Consider the following 18984-nt stretch of genomic DNA (forward strand, 5'->3'; position numbering starts at 1 on the left):
CGGCATTACCAGTTGGCACACCAACCAAGGCTTGAGGTGACCTGTGGCTCCGCCCAACCTGACCCGTGACGATGCACAGCAGCGCGCTGCGCTACTCGATGTGCGGACCTATGACATCGAGTTGGACCTCACGAACGGTCATGGTCAACCGGGCGAACGCACGTTCACCTCGACCACCACGGCGACCTTCCGCAGCCGCCGGCCGGGCGCCGACTCCTGGATCGACCTGGTCGCCGAGTCGGTGCACTCCGCCGAGCTCAACGGCACCGCGCTGGACGTGAGCGGCTACCGCGAGGACGACGGGATCGCCCTGCCCGGGCTCGCCGAGAACAACTCGGTCACCGTCCGGGCCACCTGCGAGTACACCAACACCGGCGAGGGTCTGCACCGGTTCACCGATCCGGTGGACAAGGGCGTGTACCTGTACACCCAGTTCGAGACGGCCGACGCGAAGCGGATGTTCACCTGCTTCGACCAGCCCGACCTGAAGGCCACCTACCGGCTGACGGTGATCGCCCCCAAGTCGTGGAAGGTGATCTCCTGCGCGCCGCTGGAGTCCAGTGAGCCCACCGGCACCGACGGCGCCGTACGGCACGTGTTCAAGACCACCGAACGAATGTCCACCTATGTGGTGGCACTGGTCGCCGGCCCGTACGCCGAGTGGCGGGACGAGTACAGCGACGACCTGGGGACGATCCCCCTGGGCCTGTACTGCCGCTCCTCGCTGGCCGAGCACATGGACGCCCAGCGCCTGTTCACCGAAACCAAGCAGGGTTTCGCCTTCTACCACAGGAACTTCGGCGTCCCGTACCCGTTCGGCAAGTACGACCAGTGCTTCGTGCCGGAGTTCAACGCCGGCGCGATGGAGAACGCCGGCTGCGTGACCTTCCTCGAGGACTACGTGTTCCGCAGCAGGGTCACCCGCTACGCCTACGAGCGGCGCTGCGAGACCGTGCTGCACGAGATGGCGCACATGTGGTTCGGCGACCTGGTGACCATGCGCTGGTGGGACGACCTGTGGCTCAACGAGTCGTTCGCCACGTTCGCGAGCGTGCTGGCCCAGGCCGAGGCCACCGAGTACAAGCACGCGTGGACCAGCTTCGCCAACATCGAGAAGTCCTGGGCCTACCGCCAGGACCAGCTGCCCTCGACCCACCCGGTCGCCGCCGACATCCCCGACCTGCAGGCCGTCGAGGTCAACTTCGACGGCATCACCTACGCGAAGGGCGCGAGCGTCCTCAAGCAGCTGGTGGCCTACGTCGGGTTGGAGAACTTCCTGTCCGGCCTGCGGGTGTACTTCGCCAAGCACGCGTGGGGCAACGCGACGCTCGCCGACCTGTTCTCCGCGCTGGAGGAGGCGTCCGGGCGCGACCTGTCGTGGTGGAGCGCGCAGTGGCTGGAGACCACCGGCCTCAACACGCTGCGCCCCGAGTTCGACGTCGACGCGAACGGCGCGTTCACGTCGTTCGCGATCAGCCAGGGCGGCGCCAGGCCCGGGGCCGGTGAGCTGCGCACCCACCGCGTCGCCATCGGCGTCTACGACGACGCCGACGGCAAACTGGTCCGCACCCACCGCTCGGAGATCGACGTCGACGGTGAACGCACCGAGGTCCCCGACCTGATCGGCGTCCAACGCGGCAAACTCCTGCTGATCAACGACGACGACCTGAGCTACTGCACGATGCGCCTCGACCCGGACTCCCTGGCCACGCTGGTGGAGCGGATCGGCGACATCACCGAGCCGCTGCCCCGGACCCTGTGCTGGTCAGCGGCGTGGGAGATGACCCGCGAGGCCGAGTTCAAGGCCCGCGACTTCGTCCGGCTCGTGTGCCACGGCCTGCCGGCCGAAACCGAGGTCGGTGTCGTCCAGCGGCTGCTGCTGCAGGCCCAGACCGCCATCGCCTCCTACGCCGACCCGTCCTGGACGGCCGAGGGCTGGCAGATCCTCACCGACCGCCTGCTGGAGCTGGCATCGTCCGTGCCGCCCGGCTCGGACCACCAGCTCGCCCTGGTCAACGCCCTCGCCGGCTCGGTCCTCGACTCCGCGAAACTCGCGGTGCTGCGCGGCTGGCTCGACGGCTCGGCCCCGCTGGAAGGCCTGACCGTCGACACCGACCTGCGGTGGCGCCTGCTGCACGCCCTGGTGGCCCACGACGCCGCGACCGAACGCGAGGTCGACGACGCCCTCACCGCCGACTCGACCGCCACCGGAAACCGGCACGCCGAACGCGCCCGCGCCCTACGCCCCACGGCCGAGGCGAAGGCCGAGGCCTGGCGACGGGCGGTGCACGACGACGAACTGCCGAACGCGGTCAACGAGTCGATCATCGCCGGGTTCTCGCACCCGGCCCAGCGTGAGCTGATCGCGTCCTACGTTCCCCGGTACTTCGACGACGTCGCCGACGTGTGGGGCCGGCGGTCCAGTGAACGGGCTCAGCCCATGGCCACCGGGCTGTTCCCGTCCTGGGCGGTGTCGTCGGACACCGTCGCCGCCGCGGACGCCTGGCTTTCGGAGAACGTGCACCCGCCGGCGTTGCGGCGGTTGGTTTCCGAGGGGCGGGCCGGAATTCTTCGGGCTCTCGCCGCTCGGGCCGCTGATCGTTCGGACTAGTTCCGCTGTCGTCCCTGGGGGCCTGATGTCCTGGGCCCCCAGGGAAGGCGACAAAAAACCGCGACCCGCCAACAGGCAGGTCGCGGCAGGGAAAGAATCAACGCTTGGGCGGCGGCGATCCGGCCTGATCGCACAACATGCGCAGGCCGCTGACCAGCCCACCGATCAGGTCGCCTTCCTTGAAGGAAGCGACCATGCTCATCACCGCGAGATTGCACGCCCGGTCGGGCAGCCGGCGGACGGACTCGGCGCCGGTGACGATCTCCACCCGGCGCTGCGCCGGGGACACGGCCACCAGCACCGCCGAGGCCGCGTTGGCCCCGTACTGCGCGTGCAGTCCCTCAGCGGTCTCCCGGGAGTCGTCGCCCAGATCGCCGAGGTACACGCTGAAGCCCAGCCCGGTCGTGCGCGCCGACAGGGTCAGCGCCTCGTCCAGGCGCGAGAGCTGCACCGAGTTGAACGGAACCTCCGACACCACCGGCTCGTACTCGCGGGCCACCGAGATCCGGCCGCTGGCCGTCACGACGGCACCGTAACCGTGCTCAGGGTCCTCCGCGATGATCTCGCCGGGCGCGCCCGACGTCGTCACGACCTCACCAGCTGCCACGAGCGCCTCCCTTGGCCGTGCGCTTCGCCTTGCCGCCGCCGGAGGGCACGGCCGAGGCCTGATCACCGACCCCCGCCGGGTTGGCGGTCCACCACACCGGCGGGAAGTCCCAGGACTGCCCAGGCCGGTACCTCGGGCCACGCGCACGCTTGTCACGCAGCGTCAGGAGGGCGACCACGCCGTAGATGGCCAGCGGGATCACCGCGTAGACGAGAAGAGTCTCCACGACGTTCACGCGCGACAGACTACCGATCTCCGCTGACAGCTCGGCATGGGGCAAGGCCCAACCACCCGAGGTGATCACGTCCGGTGACCGCTACGGCAGTCTCGGTAACCGGCCCTGCGCCGCCGGAGGGCCGCCCCCGTCGGTCATTGGGCCCAAACACCCGCTCCGAACGGCCTAGGTGCCGCAATTGTGCGGCCATCGTCACCGTCCAGGTCTTGCCGGTTACAGTGGGAACTCCTAGCTTTCACCTGTACGGCCCTTGCGCACCCCTCACCCGCACGCTCCGTGCGTCAAACGCCGAGGAGACCCGCCCATGTCCACGTGCATCACGAGCGCCGCCGCGCCGATCTTCACCCGTTCGGACCAGCACGAGACGGTCGTCACCCTCGGAACCCGCGTGACGCGCGGCACCAGGGTCACCCGAGGCACCAGGGTCACCGCCGGCACGCGCGTGACCAGGGGAACGCGGGTCACCCGGGGCACCCGCGTCACCGCCGGCACCAGGGTCACCCGAGGCACGCGCGTCACCCGGGGCACCCGGGTCACGGCCTGACCGCTCAGGCGGCCGGCTCACCGAGATAGGGCAACCACTGCGGGTCGGCGTCGCCGACGCCGGCCAGCAGGCGCCAGTGCACGCCACGCGGCGCCCGAGGCACGGTCCGCAGCCGCCAGCCCAGCTCGGCGAGCAGCTTGTCGGCCTTGCGGTGGTTGCACTTCACACAGCAGGCCACGCAGTTCTGCCAGGTGTGCTCGCCGCCCCGGCTGCGCGGGATGACATGGTCGATCGTCTCCGCCCGCGCACCGCAGTAGGCACACCGGTACCGGTCGCGGTGCATGAGACCCGCCCTGGTCAGCGGCACCCGCGCCCGGTAGGGAACCCGGACGAACGAGCTCAGCCGGATCACCGACGGCACCAGCACCGCGTCCGTCGCGGAGTGCAGGACCAGGCCACTGGGATCACCGTGCACGACCTCGGCCTTGCCGCACACCACCAGCACCACCGCGCGGCGCAGCGGCAGAGCGGTGAGCGGCTCGAAGGTGGCGTTGAGCAGGAGCACCCGGCGACGCCCCCACGACGGTGGCCCGGTGGTCTGCTCGGGGGCACCGATATCCGACGCTGACGCTGCCGAATTCGGACGCGCCTGGGTCCGCGGCGCCAGCCCTCGGGCTGCGCCGATCGGGGTCGGATGTCGGTCGGGCACGCGACCACCTCCACCAGTGCGGCAGGCATAGCAGACCACAGATCACCCCTGTAACGCACGCGTGTTGCGTAACGTGTCCGGCTTCACCCCACAAAGATCTGGTGAACAGACCACTCGAAAGCGCTACTATCGTCGCCCCCGTGATCGATGAGCAGCTCTCGCTGCAGCCCGGCGAATGTGCGGCCGACGACAGTTGGTGCAACACCGTCTTCGACCTGACCAACAACCAGTGGCTGGCCTCCTCGGCCCACTGGCTGCTGGCGACCCCCCTCACGATCGCGCTGATCCTGCTGGTCGCGTTCATGATCAGGCTGCTGGTCCACCGGTTGATCGACAGGCTGACCAGGGACAACAACGGCGGCAAGATCCCGGCGCTGCTCAGACCACTGCGTGAGCGCGCCCCCCAGGCCCTGGGCCAGCTGCTCTCCGAGCGGCGCGCCCAACGCGCCAGGACCATCGGCTCGGTGTTCAAGTCGATCACCTCGGTGATCGTCTACGGGCTGGCCTTCATGATGATCCTCGGCGAGCTGGGCGTGAACCTCGCGCCGGTGCTCGCCTCGGCCGGCATTCTCGGCGTCGCGATCGGATTCGGTGCGCAGAACCTGGTAAGGGATTTCCTCTCCGGGGTGTTCATGATGCTGGAGGACCAGTACGGCGTCGGTGACGTCGTCGACGTCGGCGAGGCCAGCGGCACCGTCGAGGCCGTCGGCCTGCGGATCACGACGTTGCGTGACGTCAACGGAACCGTCTGGTACGTGCGCAACGGTGAGATCCTGCGGGTCGGCAACTCCAGCCAGGGCTTCGCGGTGGCCGTGGTGGACGTGCCGATCGGCTACGGCGCCGACGTCGGGCAGGCCACCGAGATCCTCGGCCGCGTGTCGACCGACACGATCGAGAACGAGGTCGCCGAGGACGTGCTGGAACCGCCGCAGGTGCTCGGCGTCGAGCGGGTCAGCGCCGCCGAGGGCATCACGATGCGCCTGACGGTCAAGACCCGACCGGGCCGGCAGTGGGCGGTGCAGCGCACGCTGCGGGCCAGGGTGATGGAGGCGTTCGAGGACGCCGGGATCCGCGGCCCCATGTCGCGGGGCTTCCCCCCGCCGGAAGCCTGAGACGAAATGCGAGGATGGAGCGGTGGCCACACCCGACACAGTGAGCTTTTACCAGGCCGTCGGCGGCGAGGAGGTCTTCCGCGGCATCGTCGCCCGGTTCTACCAGGAGGTCGCCAGCGACGAGGTGCTCCGGCCGCTCTACCCGGAGGAGGACCTCGGGCCGGCCGAGGAGCGGTTCCGGCTGTTCCTCATGCAGTACTGGGGCGGCCCGCACACCTACTCGGAGCGGCGCGGACACCCCCGGTTGCGGATGCGTCACCAGCCGTTCGCGATCGGTCCCATCGAGCGGGACGCGTGGCTGCGCTGCATGAGGATCGCGGTCGACGAGGCCGGGCTGTCCGACGAGCACCGCGACCAGCTGTGGACCTACCTGGAGATGGCGGCCAACAGTCTGATGAACAGCTGGACGTGAGCGTAATCGCTCGGACTGTCGGGCCAGGGGTGGCAGGATGACCGATCGTGCGTAGAACAGGTGAGACCGGCCCCGAGTCCGACTGGTGGCGGGGGGCGGTCTTCTACCAGGTGTACGTGCGCTCGTTCGCGGACTCGGACGGCGACGGCGTCGGCGACCTGGAAGGCATCCGCGCCCGCCTCGGCTACCTGGAACTGCTCGGCGTCGACGCGCTGTGGCTCACCCCGTTCTTCCGCTCGCCGATGGCCGACCACGGCTACGACGTGGCCGACCCCCGCGACGTCGACCCGCTGTTCGGTGACCTGGAGGCCTTCGACCGGCTGGTCGCCGACGCCCACCAGCACGGCATCCGGGTCACCGTCGACCTGGTCCCCAACCACACCAGCGACCAGCACCGCTGGTTCGCCGACGCGCTGCGCGGCGCCCCCCACGGCCCCGAACGCGACCGCTACGTCTTCCGCGACGGCACCGGTGAGGCGCCGCCCAACAACTGGGTGAGCGTGTTCGGCGGGCCGGCGTGGACCAGGGTGCCCGACGGCCAGTGGTACCTGCACCTGTTCGACTCCACCCAGCCCGACCTGAACTGGGACAACGGCGAGGTCCGCGAGGACCTGGAACACACCCTGCGGTTCTGGCTCGACCGGGGCGTCGACGGCTTCCGGATCGACGTCGCCCACGGCATGGCCAAACCCGACGGCCTGCCCGACATGGACCCCCGCGCCGCCACCGCCATCGGCCCGTCCCCCTACTACGACCCCCGCTTCGACGACGACGGCGTCCACGACATTCACCGGATGATCCGCAAGGTCCTCGACGGCTACCCCAACACGATGGCCGTCGGCGAGATCTGGGTGACCGACAACGACCGCCTCGCCCGCTACCTGCGCCCCGACGAACTGCACCTGGGCTTCAACTTCCGGCTCGTCCTCACCGGCTACGACGCCGCCCAGGTCCGAACGGCCATCGAGGAGCCCCTCGCCGCCGCCGCGGCCGCCGGCGCCCCGCCCACCTGGACCCTGTCCAACCACGACGTGTGGCGCGAGGTCAGCCGCTACGGCGGCGGTGAGCTCGGAACCCGACGCGCCCGGGCGATGGCGCTGGTCGAACTGGCCCTGCCCGGCGTGGTGTACGTGTACAACGGCGAGGAACTCGGCCTACCGAACGTCGACCTGCCCGACTGGGCGCTCCAGGACCCCCGGTGGCGCCGCTCCGGCGGAACCGACCGAGGCCGGGACCTGTGCCGCGTCCCGCTGCCGTGGGAGGGCTCGGACCCCCCGTTCGGGTTCTCCACCGCCGAGCGGACCTGGCTGCCGATGCCGGCGGAATGGTCGGCCCTGACCGTCGAACGGCAACTGGAGGACGCGGACTCGACGCTGTCGCTGTACCGGCAGGCGCTGGAACTGCGCAAGACCCACGAAGCGTTCGCCGGGGAGGCGCTGGAATGGTACGGGGCGCCCGAAGGATGCTTCGCGTACCGGCGCAAGGGCGGCGGGTTGATCTGCGCGCTGAACACGTCCGAAGCGGCGGTTCCGCTGCCGCCGGGTGAGGTGCTGCTGTCGAGCGGACCACTGGAGGAGGGCCACCTCCCCCCGAACACGGCCGCCTGGCTGGTCTGACCGTTTCCCCCTGATCGACCGGCTCCACCCCTGTGGACAACTCACCACGGCCGACCGGAACTGTCGGTGCCGTTGGCTAGCCTGAAGACAAGGGGTCCCCCTTGGCAACGGCGATGCGGTGTGGGCAGTGGCGTTTGCGTTCGCACCTGCCGCGAGCGACTGCGGGCGAGTGCGCGGCTCGGTCCGATCGAGCGGAGACGGTTGCGCGGAGCCAGTCCGGGTAACGCGACGGACCGGCTGAACCATCGCGCCTGTGGACAACTCGCCTCGGCCAGCCAGAACTGTCGGTGCCATTCGCTAGCCTGAAGACAAGGGGTCCCCCTTGACGGCGGCGATGTGGTGTGGGGAATGGCGTTTGCGTTCGCACCTGTTGGCGCCGGGTGTGGGCGGGCGGTCAGGTGGTTGGCGGTTTACAGGCCGCTGCCGATGTCGCCGACCTCGCCGTAGTCGAGGTCAGGATCGTCGTCCGGGTCCGGGTCGGCGGAGGCTTGGCCGGCGAAGGCGGCGGAGCCGGCCAGGTAGGCGACGCTGGGGCCGAAGGTCCACGCCGCGTTGCGGATCGTGTCGCGGCGGCGTTGTTGGGCGGTGCGCAGGCTGTCCGGTTCGGTCGAGTAGGTCAGGTGCCGGGGGCGCGCCGGGCCCTCCGGCGGTTCGACCCCCTCCCACGCGTCGTCGCGGGGGACGGTGTTGTCGAGGAAGGCCCGGGTGGGGTCGTCGTCGGTCATGGGCGTTGGACTCCTCGTGCCGGTGGGGTGGTGCCCTGCGGCACCCGGCCGTAAGGACTTGGCAAGGTCACACGAGCAGTGGCAACAGTGCGTGCCGTCGGCGCACGACCGCGCCGAACCGGGCATCGATGCGCAGCCACGCGTCCGTGGCGGTCACCCGGACGTGTTCGTCGTCCGGGCCGTTGCCGAGGAAACCCATGCCGGACATGGCGAACAGGCAGCGCAGCGGGATCTTGACCTCCAGGCCGTCGCCGCTGACCGTGAGCACCGTCTGGTCGAGCAGGGACGCCGGCGGGGTGCCGTGCGGGCCCGAGTTCTGCCTGGCCAGCTCCAGACCCCGGTCGGCAAGGTCGGTCACCACCTTCGCCGGCAGGGACTCGACGACCTGCCAGTGGGCCTGCGGCGGCAGCGCCGAACGCCACTGGATGTCCAGTACCGGCCCGGGATCGACCCGGTCGCCGCGCGCGATCGCCAGGGCCGCCAACAGTTCGTTGCCCGACACCGTCACGTCGGCCGGGTCGACGGTGCCGTGCACGGTCCTGGTCGCCAGCACGTCGAACGGGGTCGCCACCCACGAGTCGATCCGGCCGCCGTCCCGGGTGCGCAGGCGCACCACGGTCTGGCCGTCGAGGCGGACGGCGCGGGCGACGAACGCACCCAGGTCGTCACGTTCCGACTGTTCGGTGAACCGCAGTTCAGGCACCGTTGCTCCCGCTGCGCCAGGCGGCAAGGAAGTCCTTCTCCGCGTCCGACATCCGACGTGGGCGGTTGTTCACCGGGTCGTAGGGCACCAGCAGTGTCTCCGCGGTGACCGCCACCGGATCCGACTCCGACGGTCCACTGTGGACCTGGTAGTCCATGGTGAACATCGCGTTGCGCATCTCCCGCACCGACAGCGCCACCCGGATCGCCGCGCCGCTGGCGACCAGCGGCGCGTGGTAGTCGACCACCAGCCTGGCCACCACCACACCCTTGGCCAGCTCCTCCGCCCCGGCGTGCCCGGCGGCCTCGCCGAACAGCAGGGCCACCCTGGCCTCCTCGATCAGGGTCACGGTGCTGGCGTGGTTCACGTGCCCGTACGCGTCCATGTCCGACCACCTCGGCCGGACCTCGGCTATGTACACGCCCACGACTCCCCCTCGCCCACTCGGTCGAGCCGCTCACTCACTAACGGACCATACTGCGCACCTGCCGGGCGGCGACCGACAGTGTGGCCAGATCGAGCCGCGCCACGCGGCGGATCTCCTCCAACGACATCCGCGAGCGCGCGAGCCGGGAGGCGTTGGTGTGCTCCCAGTTCGCGATCTTCTCGTCGGCCGACGTGCCGGGGTCGCTCTGGCGCAGCACGTCCAGGGTGATCGCCCGCAGCGACGAGTACAGGTCGTCGCGCAGCGCGAGCCTGGCCAGCGCGTGCCAGCGGTTGCCCCGCTCCAGCGCGCTGATCGACGTCAGCATCGAGTCGATGCTCAGGTGGTCGGACAGCGCGTAGTACAGCTCGGCGGTCTCCCGGGGACTGCGTTCGATGTCCAGCCCGGCGTCGCGCTCGGCCAGTTCGGAGACCTCGGTGACGTCGAGCAGCGAGTAGCCGTTGAGCAGCGACGCCGCCCTGGCCGCCAGCCCCACCGGCACGCCCTGGCCGACGAGCCGCTCGGCGTGCTCGGCCACGTTGTCCCGTTCGGCGCCGCGCAGCAGCGTGCCGACCTCGGGCGCCAGCTCGGAGACCACGTCGCGGAACCGGTTGATCTCGGCGCCGACCGCCAGCGGCTGCGGCCGGTTGGACAGCAGCCAGCGCGACGCGCGGTCCAGCAGCCGCCGGCTCTCCAGCACCATGCTGTCGGCGACGTCGGTGGCCACCACGTTGTCCAGTGCGCGGATGTCGCGCCACAGCGCCTGCAGATCGTAGATCGCGGTGACCGCGGTGAACGCGCGCACCGCGTCGGTCGCGGTCGCGTTCATCTCCTCCGACAGGCGGAACGCGTAGGACACGCCGCCGCCGTCGACCACCTCGTTGACCACGAGCGTCGTGGTGATCTGGCGGCGCAGCGGATGCTGGGCGATCGCCGGGCCGAACGCGTCACGCAGCTCGCTGGGGAAGTACTCCGGCAGCCGCCTGGCGAACACGTCGGCGTCGGGCAGCTCGCTGGCCAGCACCTCCTCCTTGAGGGAGAGCTTGACGTGCGCGAGCAGCGAGGCCAGCTCCGGCGACGACAGACCCTCGCCGGCCTTGTCCATCGCCTTGAACCGGGCCGTGGAGGGCAGCGCCTCCAGGTCGCGGTCCAGGCCGGCGTGCTCCTCCAGGTTGCTGACCAGCCTGGCCAGCACGGTCAGCATCGGCACCGCGTGCGCGCGGCTCACCCCGAGCACGGCGTTCTGGTTGTAGTTGTCGGCCAGGACCAGGTCGGCGACCTCGTCGGTCATCGCCACCAGCAGCTCGTTGCGCTGGTCGCCGGACAGCGCGCCCTGGGTGACCAGGTGGTCGAGCAGGATCTTGATGTTGACCTCGTGGTCGGAGCAGTCCACCCCGGCGGAGTTGTCCAGCGCATCGGTGTTGATCTTGCCGCCGCCCCGGGCGAACTCGATGCGGCCGCGCTGGGTGCACCCCAGGTTGCCGCCCTCGCCGACGACGTTGACCCGCAGGTCCGCGCCGTTGACCCGGACCGCGTCGTTGGCCTTGTCGCCGACCTCGGCGTTGGTTTCGGTGCTGGCCTTGACGTAGGTGCCGATGCCGCCGTTCCACAGCAGGTCGACCTCGGCCAGCAGAATCGCCTTGATCAGGTCCGGTGGGGGGAGCTTGGTGGTGCCCTCCGGCAGCCCGAGCGCCACCCGCGCCTGCTCGCTGACCGGGATCGACTTGAGGGTGCGCGGCCACACCCCGCCGCCGGCGCTGATCAGCGACCGGTCGTAGTCGTCCCAGCTGGAGCGGGGCAGGTCGAACAGCCGCCGGCGCTCGGTGAACGAGGCGGCGGCGTCGGGGGTGGGGTCGATGAACACGTGCATGTGGTTGAACGCGGCGACCAGCCGGATGTGCTGGGAGAGCAGCATTCCGTTGCCGAACACGTCACCGGCCATGTCGCCGATGCCCACGACCGTGAAGTCCTCGGTCTGGGTGTCCTTGCCCAGCTCGCGGAAGTGCCGTTTGACGCTCTCCCACCCGCCGCGCGCGGTGATGCCCATGGCCTTGTGGTCGTAGCCGACCGAGCCGCCGGAGGCGAACGCGTCACCGAGCCAGAAGCCGTAGCTGGCGGCGACCTCGTTGGCGATGTCGGAGAACGTCGCCGTGCCCTTGTCGGCGGCGACGACCAGGTAGGTGTCGTCGCCGTCGTAGCGCACGACGTCCTTGGCCGGCAGCACCTCGCCCTCGCGCAGGTTGTCGGTCAGGTCGAGCAGCCCGGAGATGAACATGCGGTAGCAGGCCACGCCCTCGGCCAGGTACGCCTCGCGGTCGGGTCCCGGGTCGCCGGTGGCCGCGGGCGGACGTTTGACGACGAACCCGCCCTTCGCGCCGACCGGCACGATCACCGCGTTCTTCACCGCCTGCGCCTTGACCAGACCCAGGACCTCGGTGCGGAAGTCCTCGCGGCGGTCCGACCAGCGCAGCCCGCCGCGGGCGACCGGACCGAACCGCAGGTGCACGCCCTCGACCCGCGGCGAGTACACGAAGATCTCGAACTTGGGGCGCGGCTCGGGCAGTTCGGGCACCAGCCGCGGGTCGAGCTTGACCGCCAGGTAGGGGCGCGGGCGGCCGTCGGCGTCGCGGACCCGGTAGTTGGTGCGCAGGGTCGCGCAGATGAGGTTGAGGAAGCTGCGCAGGATGCGGTCGGCGTCGAGGCTGGTGACCTCGTCGATCATCGCGGTGATGCGGGTGACCTGGTCGTCGACGGACTCGCGGCGCCGCCGGTCGGCCAGCGTCGGGTCACAGCGGGTTTCGAACAGCTCGACCAGCGCGGTGGCGACGTCGGTGTGGCCAAGGACCGCGTCCTCGATGTACTCGGTGGAGTACGGGGTGCCGGCCTGGCGCAGGTAGCGGGCGTAGGCGCGCAGCAGGGTGGCCTGGCGCCAGTCGAGGCCGGCGCGCAGCACCAGCGAGTTGAACCGGTCGGAGTCGGCGTCCCCGCGCCAGATCGCGGCGAAGGCCTGCTCGAACTCGCCGCGCTGCTCCTCGCGTTCCTCCTGGGCCAGGCCCTCGACCAGCGCCGGGTCGATCCGCAGACCGAAGTCGTAGATCCACCACTTGGTGCCGTCCTCGTAGCGCAGGTCGTAGGGGCGCTCGTCGACGACCTCGATGCCCATCTGCTGCAGCACCGGCAGGACCTGGGACAGCGTGACGCCCGGGCCGGAGATGTAGAGCTTGAAACGGCGTTCGCCCGGCTCGGCGTGCGGCGGCTCGTAGAAGGCGAGGTCCATGTCGCCGGTGTGCCGCAGCCGTTCGAGGCGGCGCAGGTCGGCCAGCGCCGCGATCGCGTCGAAGTCCTCCTTGTAGGCCTCGGGGAACACGTCGGCGAACCGCTGGCCCTGTTCGGTCGCGGACTCGGCGCCGACGGTGACGGTCTGGTCGTCGGCGCCCTCGGCGAGCAGTTCGCGCTGCTCGGCGAACACGGCCTCGACCAGGCGGTCGTCCCAGGTGCGCACGGCCTCGGTCATCCGGGCCTGGATGCGCGCCACGTCGGCGTCGACGGCCTGCTCAGGGTCGACGGTGTGCACGGTGAAATGCACCTGGGCGAGTGACGTCTCACCGATTCGGGTGGAGAACTCGAGGTGTTTGCCGCCGAGTTCGTCGATCAGGACCTCCTGCATGGCCAGCCGGGAGGTCGTGGTGTAGCGGTCGCGCGGCAGGAACACCAGGCACGAGTAGAAGCGGCCGTAGGGGTCGCGGCGCAGGAACAGCCGCAGCCGCCGGCGGTCGGCGAGGGCGATGACGCCGGTGGTGGTCTGGTAGAGGGTGTCGGTGTTGGTGGAGAACAGTTCCGAGCGCGGCCAGTTCTGGATGACCTCCAACATCCGCTGCCCGGTGTAGGAGTCGAGCGGGAACCCGGCGCGGTGGATGACCTCGCGCACCCTTCGGCCGACGACCGGGATGTCCAGGACGTCCTCGTGCAGGGCGTTGATGGTGAAGACCCCGAGGAACCGGTGCTCGCCGGTGACGTTGCCCTCCGCGTCGAAGGTCTTCACCCCAACGTAGTACGGGTACGTCGATCGGTGGACGCTGGAGGGCTCGGAGGCCTCGGTGAGCACGAGCAGGTCGGAGGACAGGGCCTGGTTGAGCGTGTTGGGCCCGGCCGGCAGGGTGCGCTCGGCGAGGCTGTCGCGGCGCAGGACACCGAGGCCGCTGGCCAGCGAGGCGCGCAGCGCGAGCCGGTCCTCGCCGACGAGTTCGTAGTGGCGGTAGCCGAGGAAGGTGAAGTGGCCGTCGGCGAGCCAGCGCAGCAGCGCCGCGCCCTCGGTGGACTGGGTCACGTCCACCGGCGGGTGCTGTTCGAGCTGGTCGGCGAGGCCGAGGGCATGGCCGGCCATCTTGGCGGTGTCCTCGACGACCTCGCGGACGTCGTTGAGGACCGACAGCAGCCCGGCCTCGATCTCGCGGCTGCGGTCGACGTCGGTGATCAGGTCGACCTCGATCGACATCCAGCTCTCGGCCAGGGCGTCCGACGGCGGGTCATCGGCCTCGGCGGAGGGCAGCACCTCCCGCAGCCCGCCGACGGCGTCCCGCCGCACGACGACGATCGGGTGCACGACCCGGTGGACCTGCAGGCCGCTCCGGACGAGTTCGGCGGTGACGGACTCGACGAGGTAGGGCATGTCGTCGGTCACCAACTGGACGACGGTTCCCCCGGTGGACCACCCGTCGGTGTCGCTGGCCGGGTTGAACACCCGCACCGCCGGCCGCCCCGGCACCCGCTGCTCAGCCAGCCCCCGGTGCGTACGCACCGTGCCCACCAAGTCCACCGCATCGTGGTCGATGACCTCTTCCGGGGGAATGTAGCGGTAGTAGAGCCGAATGAGGTCGGCCAAGTCAGGAGCCGCTGTCGCGGCCTGCTCGATGAGATCGTCCCGGATCTGCTCCGGGGATTCCGGACCGTCTGCGCTGCCGGCGTCATTGCCGGGCGTTTCCACGAGGTTCCGGGTTCCGGTCGAGGTCATCTACGCGACTCCACAATTGGCGGCACGTCGGTGTGCCACAGGCATGCACACCATAAACGGATCATCGGGCAGGGCCAGGCGGCAGGCGCCCCGAGTCGACCACAGGGTAGCCACCCTCACTCAGCGGACCGATGCCTCCCCGACGACGGTGACTGATAGCGCCAGTCAAACAACCGATCGAAGGACCCAAACCCCTCGTCGAGTGGCGCACCCGCCCCGCCGCCGTCCGACGTCCCGGCGACTCGTTCGTCGTTCTCCTCCGCTCCCCCCGCCCGATGCCGCCGATGGCCGGCATCCCCGACCGTACGCTCGGCCCACGCCCCACTGCTCCGATCGGCGTCCCCGTCCGCCCCGCGCTGCGCCCCCCACCGCCCGGTCCCGACGCCCACGTCCACCGGAGCCGCCCCCGACGTTCCGGTCGACAGCTCGACCCACCGCTGCCCCACCTCGGCCACGGTGTCCATCCGTCGGTCGCCGGCCTCCCCGGCCGACCGCGCCGCCCGCCGCGCCGCGAGTTCCTCGTCGAGACGTTCGGCCCACCGCCCGGCCTTGTTCCCCGGCTGCTGCTCGGCCCGCCGGCCGGCCAACTCGTCCGCCTGCCCCCGCCGCCGCGCGGCGAACTGCTCGGCCCAGGTGCTGCCCTCCACCCCCAGGCCGGTCGCCTCGCCCAGCCGCTCGGCCCGCTCGGCCGGTGCCTGGCCGGCGCGCCGCCCAGCCAACTCGTCACCGGTCCCGGCGGCCTGAGCCCCCAGCCCGCCGCCGCCCTCCTGCCCGACGCCGCCGGAACCAGCCGCCCGACGCCCAGTCACCTCATCGCCAGCTCCGGCCGCCCAACGACCCGCTGCCTCATCACCAGACCCGGCCGCTCGACGACCCGCTGCCTCATGGCCGGTCCCCGCAGCGCGACGACCCACCACCTCATCGCCAGACCCAGCCGCTCGACGACCCGCTGACTCATCGCCGGTCCCCGCAGCGCGACGACCCACCACCTCATCGCCAGACCCAGCGGCACGATGACCCGCCACCTCATCGTCAGACCCCGCGGCACGATGACCTGCGACCCCATCGCCTGACCCAGCCGCCCGACGCCCGGCCACCTCATCACCAGACCCAGCAGTCCGACGCCCAGTCACCTCACCACCAGACCCAGCAGCCCAACGACCCGCCAGCCCATCACCGGACCCGGCCGTGCGACGACCCGCCATCTCATCGCCAGACCCCGCAGCACGATGACCTGCCACCCCATCGCCAGACCCAACCGCCCGACGACCCGCTGACTCATCGCCGAATCCGGCCGCCTGGCGCCCGGTCACCACATGGCCAGTTCCCGCAGCGCGACGACCCACCACCTCATCGCCAGACCCGGCCTCCCGACGACCCGCCATCTCATCGCCAGACCCCGCAGCACGATGACCTGCCACCCCATCGCCAGACCCAACCGCCCGACGAACGGTCACCTCATCGCCAGACCCAACCGCCCGACGACCCGGTGCCTCATCGCCGAATCCGGCCGCCTGGCGCCCGGTCACCACATGGCCAGTTCCCGCAGCGCGACGACCCACCGCCTCATGGCCGGTTCCGGCAGCGCGGCGTCCGGTCACCTCGTGGCCGGCTTCCGGCGCCTGACGACGCGCTGATTCGCCGTCGGCTTCTGCTGGCCGGCGGCCGGCGGCCTCGTCGTCGAACCCTGCGGTCCGGCGGTCGGTCGCCTCGGTGTCGGTGGCCGTGGGCCGGCGCCCGATCAGCTCGTCGACGGTTCCTGCCGGTCGGTGACCGGTCGACTCCTCGTTCGGTGGCTCAGCTCGGTGTCCGCCGGTCCTCGCCGCCGGCAGGGCGACGCTGCCCACTGTCTCCTGGCCGAACTGCCGGTCGGCCGGGCCTTCGGTGATCTGCTCTGCCCGGTGCCCGGCCGGCCGCTCCTCGGCGGCGTGGGCGCGGGTCCGCCCGGCGGCCAGATCGACACGCGGCCCGGCCGGCTCACCAGACGGCGAATCGACCCGCTCGCCCGCCTCCCGTGCCAGCCGATCGGCACGACGCCCACCCGGCGGCCCGGCCGACGACTCCGTTCGCGGCGCGCCCTCGTCGGGCGAACCGGCTCGGCGTCGGCCGGTGCCTTCGGAGGCGAGCGGGATCAGCAGTTCGGCAAGGACCTGCTCGGTCGAGCGGATGTCGTCGGGGGCCGGGGTCTGCTGGGGTTCGGACTCACCGGCGGCATGGCGGGACGTGTCGGCGAACGGTTGGTCCGGCGCGGCCGACTTCTGCGCGCGCTCGTCACTGTCCTGGGTCTCCTGGTAGGCGACCAACGCCTCGGCCAACAACGCGGCCATCGTGCTGGAGTCCCGAGACCGCTCCGACCGCCGATCCCGACGACCGGTGGGACCGGAGCCAGCCGGCGAAGCGGAAGCCGGTCCGGCAGCCGCGCCCAGCGGTGCGGACGATGCCGGTAAACCCGCCCCGCTCCGGTCACCTGCCGCCGACGCGGCGGCCGGCAGGGACTCGGCCGGCGGCGCGGAACTGACCGACCGGCCGTCGGCCGCCGACGAATCCGCCGCCGGCTCGCCCGGGAACGACGTGGCCAACAGCGGATCGGCCGGTGACGTCCCGGGCGAGGCAGTCGCCGACCCAGCCGGGGAGGAGTCCGCCGCGAACGACGTGGCCAGCAAGGAGCTGGACGCCGAGCCGGCGGACGTCTCAGCCGAACCAGCCGGTGCGGCCGCTCCGGAGTCCGTTGCCAGCGAGGCAACCAACGAAGAACCAGCAGACGACCCAGCCGAACGCGACAGGTCACCCGGTGCGGCAGCTCCCGAGTCCATTGCCACCGAAGCAACCAACGAAGAACCAGCAGACGACTCACCCGAACGCGACAGGTCACCCGGTGCAGCCACTTCAGAGTCCATTGCCACCGAAGCAACCAACGAAGAACCAGCAGACGACTCACCCGAACGCGACAGGTCAGACCCAGCCACCGACGACCCAACAACCTCCGAACCCACCACAAGCGAAGTCGCCCGCCGAGAACCGGCCGACGAGTCAACCGAACGCGACTGGCCAGCCGGTGCAGCCGCTCCCGAGTCCGTTGCCAGCGAGGTAACCAGCGAAGAACCAGCAGATGACTCAGCCGAACGCAACCGCCCAGACCCAGCCACCGACGACCCAACAACCTCGGAACCCGCCGCGAGCGAGGTAGTCGGCAGAGAACTGGCAGGCGAGTCAGCTGAGCGCGATCGTCGGGGCGGTGCCGTCGGCGAGGTTGTCGGGTCGGCGGGCAGTGGCAGGGGGCTGGCTGGCGAGGACTCTGCCGGGAGTGACGAACCGGTCGTCGGCGACGGAGACGGAACGACGGCTGCCGGTGAGGTGGGGGCGGCTGATGACTCGCCCGCCGGGGCGAAGGACCAGCGTCCGTCGGCGCCGGTGTTCGGGTTGGGGGTGGGAGGTTCGGCGGTGGGTTCCGGGCCGGCCGAGGGGTCGACGTCGGAGGACGTTTCGGGGGTGGAACCGGATTCCAGAGCGGACATCATGCGGGCGAGTTCGGCTCTGGTCTGTTCGTAGGTGGAGCCGGTGGGCGGCTTGGCCTGCTGCTGCTGGGGCGGCGGCACCGTCAGGTCCACGACCGGCCGGTAGCCGCCGGTCTCCCCGACGGCTCGGGTGTGGACACCGGACGTCGTGTGTTCCTCCGCGAGCGGCGGTGGCGCGTCGTCCGAGGAGCCGTGAACAGCCGAACTGTCCGCCGCGACGCCACCAGGCCCGGTCGCCGGACCGGCCTCCGGAACGACGACGAACGGTGACATGGGGAGGGTCGAGGTGCCCACGTCCGCGCCGAACGAAGAGGACGCCGAGGATGCCGGAGGCAGCGTCGACGCGCCCACGTCGGCGCGCGAGCGAGGTGCGGCACCGGTACCCGACCCGAAGGAGGCAGCAGGCGACGCGGGGACGCCCGATGTCCCGGCATCACCGGTAGCGCCGAACGCGGCACCCGTGCTCTGTCCGGACACCGCGGCGGACGACACCGCAGCCCCCGACCCGCCGACATCAACCGCCGAGGTGGCACGGGGCGCATGGGCCGTGTCCGGACCGAGGGACACGGCGGCAGACGACACCGGAACACCCGACGCCCCCGCGCCATCGATCGAGGCAGCGCCGCCCTGACCAGACCCAGCAGCAGCCGACACCGCAAACCCGGACGGGCCAACACCACCGGTCGAAGCGCCAGGCACAGCGCCCGGGTCCGAACCAAAGGACACAGCGGCGGACGACACCGCAACACCCGACGCGCCCACACCACCGACCGAAGCAGCACCAGACCCAGCAGCAGACGACACCCCAACACCCGACGCG

Annotated in this window: 16 protein-coding genes; 6 read left to right on the top strand and 10 right to left on the bottom strand. The window is 71.0% G+C overall.

Features of this window, described 5'->3' with window-relative positions; all coding sequences use genetic code 11:
• Window positions 1-43: 43 nt before the first annotated feature.
• Window positions 44-2611: an aminopeptidase N gene (gene pepN, locus BLA60_RS22875; RefSeq protein ID WP_075134998.1), complete on the top strand. Its 2568-nt coding sequence runs from the start codon at window positions 44-46 to the stop codon at window positions 2609-2611.
• Window positions 2612-2708: 97 nt separating this feature from the next.
• On the opposite strand, the gene BLA60_RS22880 is transcribed toward pepN, so the two are convergent.
• Window positions 2709-3218, bottom strand: coding sequence for a DUF5130 family protein (locus BLA60_RS22880; protein WP_075134999.1), 510 nt, complete (start codon window positions 3216-3218; stop codon window positions 2709-2711).
• Window positions 3205-3453 (bottom strand): aa3-type cytochrome oxidase subunit CtaJ, encoded by a 249-nt coding sequence (ctaJ, locus tag BLA60_RS22885; RefSeq protein ID WP_075135000.1) that lies wholly within the window; start codon window positions 3451-3453, stop codon window positions 3205-3207. The genes BLA60_RS22880 and ctaJ overlap by 14 nt, the downstream gene beginning before the upstream one ends.
• 304 nt (window positions 3454-3757) lie before the next feature.
• On the opposite strand from ctaJ, the gene BLA60_RS22890 reads away from it, so the two are divergent.
• A complete protein-coding gene (locus BLA60_RS22890) occupies window positions 3758-3997 on the top strand; it encodes a hypothetical protein (RefSeq protein ID WP_075135001.1) in 240 nt (79 codons plus the stop codon).
• 4 nt (window positions 3998-4001) lie between these two features.
• Here the strand turns inward: BLA60_RS22890 and BLA60_RS22895 are convergent, their stop codons facing one another.
• The gene (locus BLA60_RS22895; protein WP_075135041.1) at window positions 4002-4553 is read right to left on the bottom strand and encodes an HNH endonuclease; all 552 of its coding nucleotides are present in this window, start codon (window positions 4551-4553) and stop codon (window positions 4002-4004) included.
• A 236-nt stretch (window positions 4554-4789) separates the two neighbouring features.
• Here BLA60_RS22895 and BLA60_RS22900 point away from each other — a divergent pair, with 236 nt between their 5' ends.
• The 3 genes from BLA60_RS22900 to BLA60_RS22910 are packed head-to-tail and all read left to right on the top strand — an operon-like array spanning window position 4790 to window position 7786.
• Window positions 4790-5758, top strand: a complete 969-nt coding sequence (locus BLA60_RS22900; RefSeq protein ID WP_075135042.1) for a mechanosensitive ion channel family protein — start codon at window positions 4790-4792, stop codon at window positions 5756-5758.
• A 22-nt stretch (window positions 5759-5780) separates the two neighbouring features.
• On the top strand, window positions 5781-6170 hold the full coding sequence (locus BLA60_RS22905; protein WP_075135002.1) for a globin: 390 nt from the start codon (window positions 5781-5783) through the stop codon (window positions 6168-6170).
• A 47-nt stretch (window positions 6171-6217) separates the two neighbouring features.
• Window positions 6218-7786: a glycoside hydrolase family 13 protein gene (locus BLA60_RS22910; RefSeq protein ID WP_075135003.1), complete on the top strand. Its 1569-nt coding sequence runs from the start codon at window positions 6218-6220 to the stop codon at window positions 7784-7786.
• 410 nt (window positions 7787-8196) lie between these two features.
• Here the strand turns inward: BLA60_RS22910 and BLA60_RS22915 are convergent, their stop codons facing one another.
• The 7 genes from BLA60_RS22915 to BLA60_RS43500 form a co-directional block, all read right to left on the bottom strand.
• Window positions 8197-8511: a hypothetical protein gene (locus BLA60_RS22915; RefSeq protein WP_075135004.1), complete on the bottom strand. Its 315-nt coding sequence runs from the start codon at window positions 8509-8511 to the stop codon at window positions 8197-8199.
• Window positions 8512-8578: 67 nt separating this feature from the next.
• Window positions 8579-9214 carry a DUF8010 domain-containing protein gene (locus BLA60_RS22920; RefSeq protein WP_075135005.1) on the bottom strand — a complete coding sequence of 212 codons (636 nt, stop codon included), beginning with the start codon at window positions 9212-9214 and terminating at the stop codon, window positions 8579-8581.
• The gene (locus tag BLA60_RS22925; RefSeq protein ID WP_075135006.1) at window positions 9207-9599 is read right to left on the bottom strand and encodes an acyl-CoA thioesterase; all 393 of its coding nucleotides are present in this window, start codon (window positions 9597-9599) and stop codon (window positions 9207-9209) included. The genes BLA60_RS22920 and BLA60_RS22925 overlap by 8 nt, the downstream gene beginning before the upstream one ends.
• A gap of 79 nt (window positions 9600-9678) precedes the next feature.
• Complete coding sequence (locus tag BLA60_RS22930; protein WP_075135007.1) at window positions 9679-14649, bottom strand: NAD-glutamate dehydrogenase; 4971 nt, start codon at window positions 14647-14649, stop codon at window positions 9679-9681.
• 116 nt (window positions 14650-14765) lie between these two features.
• The gene (locus tag BLA60_RS22935) at window positions 14766-15458 is read right to left on the bottom strand and encodes a hypothetical protein (RefSeq protein ID WP_075135008.1); all 693 of its coding nucleotides are present in this window, start codon (window positions 15456-15458) and stop codon (window positions 14766-14768) included.
• Complete coding sequence (locus tag BLA60_RS22940; RefSeq protein WP_154814522.1) at window positions 15455-15679, bottom strand: hypothetical protein; 225 nt, start codon at window positions 15677-15679, stop codon at window positions 15455-15457. The genes BLA60_RS22935 and BLA60_RS22940 overlap by 4 nt, the downstream gene beginning before the upstream one ends.
• 99 nt (window positions 15680-15778) lie before the next feature.
• On the bottom strand, window positions 15779-15931 hold the full coding sequence (locus BLA60_RS43500; RefSeq protein WP_154814523.1) for a hypothetical protein: 153 nt from the start codon (window positions 15929-15931) through the stop codon (window positions 15779-15781).
• Window positions 15932-17022: 1091 nt separating this feature from the next.
• Between BLA60_RS43500 and BLA60_RS43505 the strand changes: the two genes are divergently transcribed.
• Entirely contained in the window at window positions 17023-18198 is a 1176-nt protein-coding gene (locus tag BLA60_RS43505) for a hypothetical protein (protein WP_154814524.1), read from the top strand.
• Window positions 18199-18984: the final 786 nt, after the last annotated feature.

The sequence above is a fragment of the Actinophytocola xinjiangensis genome (assembly GCF_001921215.1).
In the GTDB taxonomy this organism is placed as follows: Bacteria; Actinomycetota; Actinomycetes; order Mycobacteriales; family Pseudonocardiaceae; genus Actinophytocola; species Actinophytocola xinjiangensis.

Excerpts from the sequence above, each read along its gene's own strand:
- BLA60_RS22890 (WP_075135001.1), top strand. The coding sequence starts at position 3,758 with ATGTCCACGTGCATCACGAGCGCCGCCGCGCCGATCTTCACCCGTTCG.
- BLA60_RS22915 (WP_075135004.1), bottom strand. The coding sequence starts at position 8,511 with ATGACCGACGACGACCCCACCCGGGCCTTCCTCGACAACACCGTCCCC.
- BLA60_RS22925 (WP_075135006.1), bottom strand. The coding sequence starts at position 9,599 with ATGGACGCGTACGGGCACGTGAACCACGCCAGCACCGTGACCCTGATC.
- BLA60_RS22930 (WP_075135007.1), bottom strand. The coding sequence starts at position 14,649 with ATGACCTCGACCGGAACCCGGAACCTCGTGGAAACGCCCGGCAATGAC.
- BLA60_RS22940 (WP_154814522.1), bottom strand. The coding sequence starts at position 15,679 with ATGAGGTGGCGGGTCATCGTGCCGCTGGGTCTGGCGATGAGGTGGTGG.
- BLA60_RS43500 (WP_154814523.1), bottom strand. The coding sequence starts at position 15,931 with ATGAGTCAGCGGGTCGTCGGGCGGTTGGGTCTGGCGATGGGGTGGCAG.